This window comes from Serratia inhibens (assembly GCF_003591175.1).
GTDB classification, from domain to species: Bacteria; Pseudomonadota; Gammaproteobacteria; order Enterobacterales; family Enterobacteriaceae; genus Serratia; species Serratia inhibens.
In genome coordinates this window covers 1809829-1821974 of sequence record NZ_QYYG01000001.1, presented here as the reverse complement: position 1 = coordinate 1821974, position 12146 = coordinate 1809829, and the positions used below count along the sequence as shown (strand labels likewise).

At 56.3% G+C, this 12146-nt stretch carries 9 protein-coding genes and 6 tRNA genes; 1 reads left to right on the top strand and 14 read right to left on the bottom strand.

From position 1 onward, the window contains the following. Window positions 1-229: 229 nt before the first annotated feature. The 6 genes from lnt to miaB form a co-directional block, all read right to left on the bottom strand. Window positions 230-1759: an apolipoprotein N-acyltransferase gene (lnt, locus tag D4100_RS08650; RefSeq protein ID WP_119804049.1), complete on the bottom strand. Its 1530-nt coding sequence runs from the start codon at window positions 1757-1759 to the stop codon at window positions 230-232. Window positions 1760-1766: 7 nt separating this feature from the next. Next, window positions 1767-2645, bottom strand: coding sequence for a CNNM family magnesium/cobalt transport protein CorC (gene corC / locus D4100_RS08645; protein WP_006319913.1), 879 nt, complete (start codon window positions 2643-2645; stop codon window positions 1767-1769). A gap of 84 nt (window positions 2646-2729) precedes the next feature. Continuing rightward, window positions 2730-3203, bottom strand: a complete 474-nt coding sequence (gene ybeY / locus D4100_RS08640) for an rRNA maturation RNase YbeY (RefSeq protein ID WP_006319914.1) — start codon at window positions 3201-3203, stop codon at window positions 2730-2732. Continuing rightward, window positions 3200-4255, bottom strand: a complete 1056-nt coding sequence (locus D4100_RS08635) for a PhoH family protein (protein WP_006319915.1) — start codon at window positions 4253-4255, stop codon at window positions 3200-3202. Before D4100_RS08635 ends, ybeY begins: the two co-directional genes overlap by 4 nt. 202 nt (window positions 4256-4457) lie before the next feature. Next, entirely contained in the window at window positions 4458-4793 is a 336-nt protein-coding gene (locus D4100_RS08630; RefSeq protein ID WP_119804047.1) for a zinc ribbon domain-containing protein YjdM, read from the bottom strand. 125 nt (window positions 4794-4918) lie between these two features. Beyond that, window positions 4919-6343, bottom strand: a complete 1425-nt coding sequence (gene miaB / locus D4100_RS08625) for a tRNA (N6-isopentenyl adenosine(37)-C2)-methylthiotransferase MiaB (protein ID WP_006319917.1) — start codon at window positions 6341-6343, stop codon at window positions 4919-4921. 197 nt (window positions 6344-6540) lie between these two features. Here miaB and ubiF point away from each other — a divergent pair, with 197 nt between their 5' ends. Next, window positions 6541-7722: a 3-demethoxyubiquinol 3-hydroxylase gene (ubiF, locus tag D4100_RS08620; protein WP_006319918.1), complete on the top strand. Its 1182-nt coding sequence runs from the start codon at window positions 6541-6543 to the stop codon at window positions 7720-7722. 108 nt (window positions 7723-7830) lie between these two features. Here ubiF and D4100_RS08615 read toward each other — a convergent pair. The 8 genes from D4100_RS08615 to chiC all read right to left on the bottom strand — a co-directional run bounded on the left by D4100_RS08615 (window position 7831) and on the right by chiC (window position 12062). Then, a tRNA-Gln gene (locus D4100_RS08615) sits at window positions 7831-7905 on the bottom strand. A 19-nt stretch (window positions 7906-7924) separates the two neighbouring features. Then, window positions 7925-8001, bottom strand: a tRNA-Met gene (locus D4100_RS08610). 40 nt (window positions 8002-8041) lie between these two features. Beyond that, a tRNA-Gln gene (locus D4100_RS08605) sits at window positions 8042-8116 on the bottom strand. 44 nt (window positions 8117-8160) lie between these two features. Next, window positions 8161-8235, bottom strand: a tRNA-Gln gene (locus tag D4100_RS08600). Between the two features lie 29 nt (window positions 8236-8264). Further along, window positions 8265-8349, bottom strand: a tRNA-Leu gene (locus tag D4100_RS08595). A gap of 7 nt (window positions 8350-8356) precedes the next feature. Further along, window positions 8357-8433 (bottom strand) — tRNA-Met (locus D4100_RS08590). A 218-nt stretch (window positions 8434-8651) separates the two neighbouring features. Beyond that, entirely contained in the window at window positions 8652-10316 is a 1665-nt protein-coding gene (gene asnB / locus D4100_RS08585) for an asparagine synthase B (protein WP_006319919.1), read from the bottom strand. A 288-nt stretch (window positions 10317-10604) separates the two neighbouring features. Continuing rightward, window positions 10605-12062, bottom strand: coding sequence for a chitinase ChiC (gene chiC / locus D4100_RS08580; RefSeq protein WP_119804045.1), 1458 nt, complete (start codon window positions 12060-12062; stop codon window positions 10605-10607). Between the last annotated feature and the right edge of the window lie 84 nt (window positions 12063-12146).

The window sequence follows — 12146 nt, the reverse complement described above, 5'->3', positions numbered from 1 at the left end:
TTTGAGACGCCACGCGCACCAAATTAATGCAACAAAACCCTGATGCACCTTTCCGGTGCTGGTGATGCTCTCAGGTTGTGCGTAAGTGCGACAAAACGTCAGTAAAAGTAAATCGGCTTTAAATCACAGAGTAATTAAAGCAAGGAGTGTGCCAGAAGCGTTGATTTGACGGGCATTTGACGGGGACAGGGACGAGGGCGCAGTTCAGTGAACTGCGCCCCGGGTGAGATTACTTACGACGCAGGCCGAGCATCAACGCCATGCCGCCAAGCAGCAGGGTGATGATCCACAGCGGTGTGGCGCCAAAGCGAGCGTATGGCGTAATGCCGGTGGTCGGGGTGACTTTCACCTCGAGCACGCTGCGGGTGAACTGCGGGATCTCGGCTATCACTTCACCGTTGGCGTCAACAGCGGCGGTTACGCCGTTGTTGGTGCTGCGCAACAGCGGGCGACCCAATTCCAGTGCACGCATGCGCGCCATCTGGAAGTGCTGCCACGGGCCGATGGAATGGCCGAACCAGGCGTCATTGGAGAGGGTCAGCAGGAAGTTGGTGTCCGGGCGGAAGTTATCGCGCACCTGCTGGCCGAGGACAATTTCATAACAGATCGCCGCCGTCAGGTTATACCCCTTCACGCTCAACTGCGGTTGAACGTAATCGCCACGGCTGAAGGATGACATTGGCAGATCGAAGAACGGCGCCAGTGGCCTCAACAGCGTTTCCAACGGCACAAACTCGCCGAACGGTACCAGATGATGCTTGTTATAGCGGTCTTTGGCCGGGTAGACGTACGGCGTCTGTTCACCCAATACAATGGCGCTGTTATAGATTTGCTGGCCCTGCGGGGTGGCGCGCACGTCGACAATGCCGGTGATCAGGCTGCTGTTTTTGGCGCGCATCAGGTCGTCCATCATGGTCAGGAAGCCGTTCTGACTGGCCTCGTAATCCGGGATGGCGGATTCCGGCCAGATGATGATCGGCGCCTTGCCCATATAAGGACGGGTTTCATCCAGATAGGTTTGCAGCGTGCTGACCAGCGCTTTCGGATCCCACTTCATCGATTGGGCGATGTTGCCTTGTACCATGGCGACATTCACCGCTTTCTCCGGCTGCGGGGTAAACCAGTGCAACTGACGCAGCGGCCAGGGCAACAACAGCAGTGCGATGGCAACGGCCGCAGCGGCAACGCGGCGTTGGTTGATGGCATACACCAGCAACCCGGCGATCGCCATCAGCATGAAGGTGATGGCGTCAACTCCCAGTAGCGGCGCGACGCCTTTCAGCGGCCCGTTGAGTTGGCTGTAGCCGAACTGTAACCAGGGGAAGCCGGTCAGCACCCAACCGCGCAGGAACTCGGTCACTTGCCACAGCACCGGCGCGGCAATCGCCAGGCGGTACCAACTGGTGGCCGGCCACAGGCGTGCCAACAACCCGGCGAACAGCCCGGTATACAAAGCCAGGTAGGCGGCCAGCAGCGCAACCAGAAAAATATTGACGGCAAACGGCATGCCGCCGAAGTCGGCTATGCTGACGTAAACCCAGTGGACGCCGGCGCCAAACAGACCAAACCCCCAACAGAAGCCGAGCAGGGCGGATTGTCTGGTGGTGCGGTTCAGGGTAACGGCCAGCAGGCCGAACAGGGAAACAATGGCCGCAGGCCATATATCGTAAGGGGAAAACGCCAGCGCGCCGCCGGCACCAGACAACAGCGCCAGCAGGGCGCGAACCCGCTGGCGTTCAAGGATAGAGGCTTTAGCCATGTTGGATTTAGTCTTCCAGTTTCGGTTGTGGAGAATCGTCCGGAATTTTTACATGAACCTGGATGATACGTCGACTGTCGGCCATCGCAACCTTAAACAGGTAACCTTCGATTTCAATGGTTTCCCCACGCGCAGGCAGGTGCCCGAAGGCTTGCATCACCAGGCCACCTATGGTGTCGACCTCGTCGTCGCTGAAGTGTGTATTGAAGGCTTCGTTGAAGTCTTCAATCGGCGCCAACGCCCGCACGGTATACATATGGCGGCTGAGTTGGCGGATGTCCAGATCTTCTTCGTCGTCATATTCGTCTTCGATTTCGCCGACAATCAGTTCCAGAATGTCTTCGATGGTGACCAGGCCGGAAACGCCGCCGAATTCGTCAATGACAATCGCCATGTGATAGCGCTGGGAGCGAAACTCCTTCAGCATCCGATCGACCCGCTTGCTTTCGGGCACCACCACCGCGGTGCGCAGCACCTTGTCGATGCTGAACGGCTCAGACTCTGCGCGCATAAACGGCAGCAGATCCTTGGCCATCAGAATGCCTTCGATGTGATCTTTATCTTCGCTGATCACCGGGAAGCGTGAGTGGGCGGATTCAATAATCACGTCCAGGCACTCTTCCAGAGTCTGGTTACGCTTGAGCGTGACCATCTGGGAGCGCGGGATCATGATGTCGCGCACGCGCTGCTCGGCGATATCCATCACGCCTTCCAGCATGTCTCGGGTATCGGGGTCGATCAGATCGTTCTGCTCGGAATCGCGGATCAGCTCTACCAGATCGCCACGGTTTTTCGGTTCGCCGTGGAACAGCTGGTTAAGGATGAGAGTAAAGAACCCCTTCTTGGGACTGGGGCTGTCATTGCTTTGTGAATGGTCGTCGCTCATGGCGTTTTAGTTAATATCACTCATGTAAGAGTTAGGGGCGTCAGCGACAGCCCCTTACAGGGGCTGCGGGGGAATCAGCTGACGTCAGATGGGGTCTTTTTCCGCCAGGTACGGGTCCGGATAGCCCAGGCCGTGCATGATTTCGGTTTCCAAAGACTCCATTTCTTCGGCTTCATCGTCTTCGATGTGGTCATACCCTAGCAGATGAAGGCTGCCGTGGACAACCATATGCGCCCAGTGGGCCTCCAGCGCCTTGTCTTGCTCAACCGCTTCCTGTTCAACGACCTGACGGCAGATGATCAGATCGCCGAGCAGCGGTAGCTCGATGCCCGGTGGGGCTTCGAACGGGAAGGACAGCACGTTGGTCGGTTTGTCTTTCCCGCGATAGGTCAGGTTCAGTTCGTTGCTCTCGGCTTCGTCCACCACGCGAATGGTGACCTCGGCCTCTTCCTGAAACTGCGGCAGCACGCCCTCCAGCCAGCGCTGGAAGGTGGCTTCGTCCGGCAGGCCGTTGCTGTCTGCACAGGCAATCTGCAGATCCAAAATCACCTGACTCATAGTGTCTCCTGCCCGGAGGCGATGATGGCCTCGTGCTTGCGTTGTTCGGCAATCGCGTCTTTGCGTTTTTGTTCGGCGGCTTCCCAGGCTTCATAGGCGATAACCACGCGGGCTACCACCGGGTGGCGCACCACGTCTTCGCTATGGAAGAAGTTGAAGCTCAGTTCTTCGACATCCGACAGGACTTCTATCGCATGGCGAAGGCCGGATTTCTGGTTGCGCGGCAGGTCAATCTGGGTAACGTCGCCGGTGATCACCGCCTTCGAGTTGAAGCCGATGCGCGTCAGGAACATCTTCATCTGTTCGATGGTGGTGTTCTGGCTCTCATCGAGAATGATAAACGCATCGTTCAGCGTGCGACCGCGCATATAGGCCAGCGGCGCGACCTCAATCACGTTGCGTTCGATCAGCTTCTCCACGCGCTCAAAGCCCAGCATTTCGAACAGGGCGTCGTACAGAGGGCGCAGGTAAGGATCGACCTTCTGGCTCAGATCCCCCGGCAGGAAGCCCAGTTTTTCACCGGCCTCAACCGCCGGGCGCGTCAGCAGAATGCGGCGAATCTCCTGGCGTTCCAGGGCGTCTACCGCAGCGGCGACGGCCAGATAGGTCTTCCCGGTCCCCGCCGGCCCAATGCCGAAGGTGATGTCGTGATCGAGAATATTGGCGATGTACTGCGCCTGATTCGGCGTGCGCGGTTTCACCATGCCACGTTTGGTTTTGATGGTTACCGCTTTGCCGTAATCCGGCACGCTATCGGCTACCTGCTCAAGCACCCGACTCTCTTTGATCGCCAGATGGATCTGTTCCGGGTCGATATCCGGGATCACGCCGCGAATGGGCGCGGTATCCACGTACAGGTGGCGCAAGATATCGGCGGCGGCAACTACGCACGGGTTTTTGCCAACCAGTTTGAAACGGTTGTCGCGGCGGTTGATCTCAATCCCCAACCGGCGTTCGAGTTGTTTGATATTGTCATCAAACGGGCCGCACAGGCTGAGCAATCGCTTATTGTCTGCCGGCTCTAACAGAATTTCTTGTGTTGCGACGTTCAAACTATTCCTCAAGGCTCATATCGGGCCTGGTTGATTTTCGGTACGCGCATTCAGGGGCAAGCCCTGAAGTTTCTTCTTGAATTATTCATGGTGCGCCGTACTGGCGCAAGTTTACCCATGATCTATCTGTGCGCCGGCGATGTAATTCAAGGGCGGAGTGAGGAAAAAACGCGGCAAAAACAGCCGCGTAATTGCGCGGGGATCAGTTCTTTTTCACGAACTCGGATTTCAGCTTCATCGGGCCAAAACCATCGATTTTACAGTCAATGTTGTGGTCGCCTTCCACCAGGCGAATGTTTTTCACCTTGGTGCCAATCTTCAGCATAGAAGAGCTGCCTTTCACTTTTAGGTCTTTCACCACGGTCACGGCATCGCCGTCGGCCAGCAGGTTGCCGTTGGCGTCTTTGACGATCAGCGCATCGCTGTCTTCTGCCGGCGCGTTGTCGCTCCACTCGTGGGCGCACTCAGGGCAGATAAACATCGCATTGTCCTGATAGGTGTATTCGGAGTTGCACTGCGGGCAGTGTGGGAGTTGCATGCTATATCGCCTCTTAATAATAAAAAAAACAAAAAAGAACATCACCGGACGCAAGCGCCCGGCGGAGAAATAATAAGGATAAACGTCAACGTGGCGACAGGCGCCACGGCAATGCGGAAACGGCGTCAGGGCTGGTAAGTACCGACACCCAGCGCATTTTCTTTGCGGGTACGGGCGATCACCGACTGCGGGGATTCATGTACGCGCAGATCCATCTGCTGTTCGGTACGCACCACTGCGCCACGCAGTGTGTTGGTCATTACCTCGGTGATTTCCACATCGACGAATTGGCCGATCATATCCGGCGTGCCTTCAAAATTCACCATACGGTTGCATTCGGTGCGACCGGCCAGCTCCATCAGGCTTTTGCGCGAGGTACCCTCAACCAGAATACGCTGCACGGTACCGAGCATGCGGCGGCTGAACTGCAACACCTGCTGGTTGATACGATCCTGCAGGATATACAGGCGCTGTTTCTTTTCGTCTTCGCTGACGTCGTCCACCATATCGGCCGCTGGGGTGCCTGGGCGTGACGAATAGATAAAACTGAAGCTGGCATCGAAGTTAATCTCGGCGACCAGGTTTATGGTTTGTTCGAAGTCGGCCTGGGTTTCCCCCGGGAAGCCGATGATAAAGTCAGAGCTGAGCTGTATGTTCGGCCGCGCCTTGCGCAGTTTGCGAATGATCGCTTTGTATTCCAACGCGGTGTGCGCGCGTTTCATCATGGTCAGTATGCGGTCTGAGCCGCTCTGTACCGGCAGATGCAGGAAGCTGACCAGCTCTGGCGTGTCTTGATACACCGCGATGATGTCGTCGGTGAACTCAATCGGATGGCTGGTGGTGAAACGGATGCGGTCGATGCCGTCAATCGCCGCCACCAGGCGCAGCAGCTCGGCAAACGAGCAGATACCGCCATCGTAGGTAGCGCCGCGGTAGGCGTTGACGTTCTGGCCGAGCAGGTTCACTTCACGCACGCCCTGTGCCGCCAGTTGGGCGATTTCGAACAGCACGTCATCGCTTGGGCGGCTCACTTCCTCGCCGCGGGTGTAAGGCACCACGCAGAAGGTACAGTATTTGTTGCAACCTTCCATGATGGAAACAAAGGCGGTTGGGCCTTCGGCGCGCGGTTCCGGCAGGCGGTCGAATTTCTCGATTTCCGGGAAGCTGATGTCGACGATTGGGCTGCGGGTGCCGCGCACGTGGTTGATCATTTCCGGCAGGCGGTGCAGGGTCTGCGGGCCGAACACTACGTCAACGCAGGGAGCGCGGGTGCGGATCAATTCGCCTTCCTGAGAGGCGACGCAGCCGCCCACACCGATGATCAGCGCCGGGTTTTTCTCTTTCAGCAATCTCCAGCGCCCGAGCATGGCGAAAACTTTTTCCTGCGCCTTTTCACGAATTGAGCAGGTGTTCAGCAGCAGCACGTCCGCTTCTTCGGCGTTTTCGGTCCACTCGAAGCCGTGCGTGCTGTTCAACAGGTCGGCCATTTTCGATGAATCGTATTCATTCATCTGGCAGCCCCAGGTTTTGATATGTAGTTTTTTCGTCATTGACTTGCCATTACTCAGTGCGGAGCGAAAGTTGCGTTACGCGACATGCAGAAGGCGTATTGTAATCATTTGGCGCCGTTGTGACCAGCGCGGGGAAAACGCTATGCGACCTGATGCGCAATTAAAAATCCGGTACACTGAGGCCAAATGCCGTGCCCGCTGGGATGGCGATAATTCACTAAGAAAACATGGCCAAAATGAACACATCTCAAAAAAGGTATGACGTCGTAGTGGTAGGCGGCGGGATGGTCGGCGCGGCGGCGGCGCTGGGATTGGCGCAGGCCGGTTGGTCGGTGGCGCTGTTGGAACATCAGGCACCGCAGGCGTTCGATGTGCAAAGCCCGCCGGACCTGCGTATTTCCGCGATTGGCTGCACCTCGGTGGGGCTGCTCAAGCAGCTTGGCGTCTGGCAAGCGGTGGCGGGCATGCGTGTGGCACCGTACCGCCGGTTGGAAACCTGGGAGTGGGCGTCTTCACGCGTGGCGTTTGACGCGGCTTCGCTGGGCCTGCCTGAGCTGGGCTTCATGGTGGAAAATCGGATTTTGCAATTGGCGCTGTGGCAGCAAATGGAGCAGTGCGACAATTTGACGCTCTGTTGCCCCGCCAGGCTGCGTTCGCTGCAACGGGCAGATGACCACTGGCATCTGGAGCTGGACTCTTCTGAGAGGCTGCAGGCGCGGCTGGTGGTGGGCGCCGACGGCGCTAATTCGCAGGTGCGTAATCTGGCGGCCATCGGCACCAGCGGTTGGCAGTATCGCCAGTCCTGCATGTTGATCACCGTCGATACCGGCGCGCCGCAGCAGGATGTGACCTGGCAGCAATTTTTCCCTTCCGGGCCGCGCGCTTTCCTGCCGTTGTACGATCAATGGGCTTCGCTGGTTTGGTACGACAGCCCGCAGCGTATCCGTCAGTTGCAAGCGATGCCGCCGGCGCAGCTTGAGCGGGAAATCGCCGAAGCGTTTCCGGCTCGTCTGGGGGCGGTAAAAGTGCATGCCGCCGGGGCTTTTCCGCTGGCGCGCCGCCACGCACAGCGCTATGTACTGCCGGGGCTGGCGTTGCTCGGTGATGCAGCGCACACCATCAACCCGTTGGCGGGGCAGGGGGTGAACCTGGGCTATCGCGATGTGGAAGCGTTGCTGGCGGTACTGAGTGACGCGCGGGAGCAGGGCGAGGACTGGAGTAGTGAAGCTGTGCTGATGCGCTATCAGCGCCGTCGTCGCACCGATAACCTGCTGATGCAAAGTGGCATGGATCTGTTTTATACCGCTTTCAGCAATAATTTGGCACCGCTGAACGTAGCGCGCAATATTGCGCTGATGGCGGCCCAGCGGGCGGGCAAGCTGAAGGAACATGCGCTGAAATATGCATTAGGGTTGTAGTCGAGAGGATATTTTCCTGGTACGGGCGCAACAGGCTGCGCCCGTTTTAACGCGACTTCAACGAACGCAGAATAGCAAAAAGCCCGCCGAAGCGGGCTTTTCTAAATGTGGCTGGGGTGCCAGGATTCGAACCTGGGTATGCTGGTATCAGAAACCAGAGCCTTACCGCTTGGCGACACCCCAATGGTATAACAGTAAAATATGGTGGCTACGACGGGATTTGAACCTGTGACCCCATCATTATGAGTGATGTGCTCTAACCAGCTGAGCTACGTAGCCATTTTTCGATATTTTACCTTAAAAGTCAACAGTGTCGGTATGGCTGGGGTACCTGGATTCGAACCAGGGAATGCTGGTATCAAAAACCAGTGCCTTACCGCTTGGCGATACCCCATCAACACGTAAACCTTTTTTGCAGCATCCCCATCCTAAAAAAGATGGCTGGGGTACCTGGATTCGAACCAGGGAATGCCGGTATCAAAAACCGGTGCCTTACCGCTTGGCGATACCCCACCTGCTGCCTGCTCGACGATGAAAAGAAATGGTGCGGGAGGCGAGACTTGAACTCGCACACCTTGCGGCGCTAGAACCTAAATCTAGTGCGTCTACCAATTTCGCCACTCCCGCAAAAAGATGGTGGCTACGACGGGATTTGAACCTGTGACCCCATCATTATGAGTGATGTGCTCTAACCAGCTGAGCTACGTAGCCATCTTTTTTCGCGCAACCTTCATCGGCGTTGCGGGGCGCATTATGCGTATATGGCCGTTTTGCGTCAACAAGTTTTTTCCCGAAAAAGCGGCTGGATGTGTTGTTTGTCTGGGTTGTGAACAGTATGGTGATAAAAGCATCAATTCAGGTGATTAACGGTTGAAAACATCAACAAAAAAGCGGGCCATGAGGCCCGCCTGGATATAAAACCCGCGCTATTACTTGTAGGCGGATTGGTGGACGCCGACGGCACGGCCAGAAGGGTCATCCATCTTTTTGAAGGATTCATCCCATTCGATGGCTTTCGCTGAAGAGCAAGCCACTGAAGGGCCGCCAGGTACGCATTCGGCCGCGCTTGGCAGTGGGAACAGCTCTTCGAAGATTTCGCGATACAGATAGCCTTCTTTGGAGCTCGGCGTGTTGTACGGGAAACGGAAACGTGCAGTTTCGAGCTGTTGATCGCTGATTTGCTTCGCGGCGACTTCTTTCAGCGTGTCGATCCAGCTATAGCCCACGCCGTCGGAGAACTGCTCTTTCTGGCGCCAGGCCACGCTGGCCGGCAGATAGGATTCAAAACACTCGCGCAGGATGTGTTTTTCCATTTTGCCGTTGCCGCACATTTTATCTTTCGGGTTGATGCGCATCGCCACGTCGAGGAATTTCTTGTCCAGGAAGGGTACGCGAGCTTCCACGCCCCAGGCGGACATCGCCTTGTTGGCGCGCGCACAGTCAAACATATGCAGCGCCAGCAGCTTACGCACGGTCTCGTCGTGGAACTCACGCGCATCCGGCGCCTTATGGAAATACAGATAGCCACCGAACACTTCGTCCGCACCCTCGCCGGACAGCACCATCTTGATACCCATCGCCTTGATTTTACGCGACATCAGGTACATTGGCGTGGAGGCGCGAATGGTGGTGACGTCGTAGGTTTCGATGTGATAAATCACGTCGCGGATGGCATCCAGGCCTTCCTGCACGGTGAAGTGAATTTCATGGTGCACGGTGCCCAGATGGTTGGCCACTTCCTGCGCGGCGCGCAGATCCGGTGAACCTTCCAGGCCGACGGCGAAGGAGTGCAGCTGTGGCCACCAGGCTTCGCTGCGCTCTTGATCTTCCACACGGCGTGCGGCGTATTTTTTGGTAATGGCGGAGATGACTGAAGAATCCAGCCCGCCGGACAGCAATACGCCGTACGGCACGTCGGACATCAGATGGCTTTTCACCGAATCTTCCAGCGCGTTGCGCAGGGCGTTGGCATCGGTCACGTTGTCTTTGACATTGTCGTAATCGAACCAGTCGCGCTGGTAATATTCACGGATCTCGCCGTCCTGGCTCCACAGGTAGCTGCCCGCCGGGAATTCTTTGATGGTGCGGCAGACCGGCACCAGCGCTTTCATTTCGGAGGCGACATACAGGTTGCCGAATTCGTCATGGCCCATGTACAGCGGGATAATACCCAGGTGATCGCGTCCGATCAGGTAAGCGTCTTTCTCTGAATCATAAAGGGCGAAGGCGAACATGCCCTGCAAATCGTCGAGGAAATCGATGCCTTTTTCCTGATACAGCGCCAGGATCACTTCACAGTCGGAAGCGGTCTGGAACTCGTAACGATCGCCCAGTTCTTGACGCAGTGCCTGGTGGTTATAGATCTCACCGTTTACGGCCAGAACGTGGGTGTGCGCAGCGTTGTACAGCGGTTGGGCGCCATTGTTGACGTCGACAATCGACAGGCGCTCATGCACCAGAATGGCTTTATCGCTGGCATAAACGCCGGACCAGTCCGGGCCGCGATGGCGCATCAGACGAGACAGCTCCAGCGCTTTCTTGCGCAGTTCAACGGGATCGGACTTCAGATCGAGCACACCGAAAATAGAACACATATAACGACTCTCCTAACGACTTTTTTAGACTGTGATGTTGTTTTGCTGTTATGGGCGGCGCGGCCGGTTCATCAGTGATGACGCGGTCTTGCTGCGTTGTGTTTATGAAAATGCGTCAAAACCGGCAGGGGATGCAAGCGTTTTAGCGTTACGCAGAGAAATAGTTGTTTTGGGGGTGTCGATTTTTAGCGGATATTCAGTTTTTATCTATTTTAATTAGTGAATGTTTAATTTTTTGATGAATGAATAAGTCGCCGGACAATTTTACCGGCGACTCATTGCTGACTATCAGGCGGTCAGCTGCCACAGGGTGAAGGCGGCATCCGGTGTCCAACCGGTATTCGAGGTGTGTGCCTGAAGGCAGGTGTATTTTTTGCCTTTATAGGTCACCACATCGCCCGCCTTGTAGCTATGATTGCTTTGCCACTCGCTCACGCCCGGCTCGGGCGGCGTGCCGCCGTCGGCCGTTTTCACCGCCAGCGCACTGCCAGGCAACGAGGTATTGCCCTGGCTGTCGGTTGCGGTAACAAAATAGCTGTATTGAGTCGATGGGAGCAGGCCGCTGTCCTGCAGCGAAAGGCTGCCGGTCTGGCCGATGGCGCTGCCGTCGCGGTAAACCGCATAGTGGCTGATCGGATAAGTGCTGGCTGCTGCGGTCCAGTTTAACGTCAGTGACGTCGAGGTCAGTGCGGTGGCGTTCAGCGCCGTGGGCGCATCAGGCTTTCCCGGCTGAGGTGGGGTGGCTCCACCCTGGATCAACGGCGCATAGCGTGTTTTGAATTCCCAGTTATAGGCAACGCCGGCGCTGCTTTTGCCATTGTCCCAGTTGACCGACCAGGTCATCAGCCCTTTGATCGACAGCCCTTTGGTGTCGAGCCGCGCGAAGGCGTTATACACTGCCTGCTTGTTGACCACATAACCGGTGGCGGCGGCGTCGTTGTTGCTTGGCAGGCCGATAACGAATTTCGTCGCCGGGATTTTGGTATAACCGCGGGTACCGGTGACCAGGCTCTCGGTCAGATAATAGAGAAAGTCTTCTTTCATCGCGTCATTATCCTGAGTGATCCAGGCGCCTTTACCGCCATTGGCTTCATCAACCCAGATCCCGTCGCCGCCCTGATTGTAATATTGCGGTGCAATAAAATCGTAGTAGCCTTCGAGCGCGGTAATATAATCCAGGTAAGTGCCATTGGTGCGTAAATAAGGGAATTCAGGCGCCATGCTGACAATAAAGTTTTTACCTTCGGCGGCGTAATGTGCTTTCACTTTTTTCAATGCGGCCGGCAATACGGTTTTATTATTGGCTGCGCCAATTGCTGCCTGTTCAAGATCGATATCCAGGCCATCGAAACCGTAAGTTTCCACCAGACGGATAATCTCATTGGCCAGTTTGTCTTCATCGCCGGTTTTCAACTCGATGTGCGCATCTGCGCCGCCGAGTGAAATCAGTACCGCCCGGCCCTGGTTATTAAGCACGCCAACCTGGCGGCGGAACTCGGCGTCGGACAGATTATAAGGCTTGAAGGTAGGGATGCCTTCACCCTTCATAAAGGCGACCGCCACCACATTATATTCAGGCGGGATATCGGTCAGATCCATATTGGTGAATTTACCTTGCTTGTAACCATCGCTGGCGCCGGCCAGCCAGTTATGCCAAAAGCCCATCAGGATTTTCTTGCCGCTCAGGTCCGGCATCGCGGCAGCAGCGTCTGCGGCTTGTACATTGATAATGTTATTCGTGCTCATTATGGCCTCGTTATATTTTTGGGTAAGGGTATTTTCACTCGCCGGCAATTCAGTGATTGGCGGGGTGTAAATACATAGTGCGGA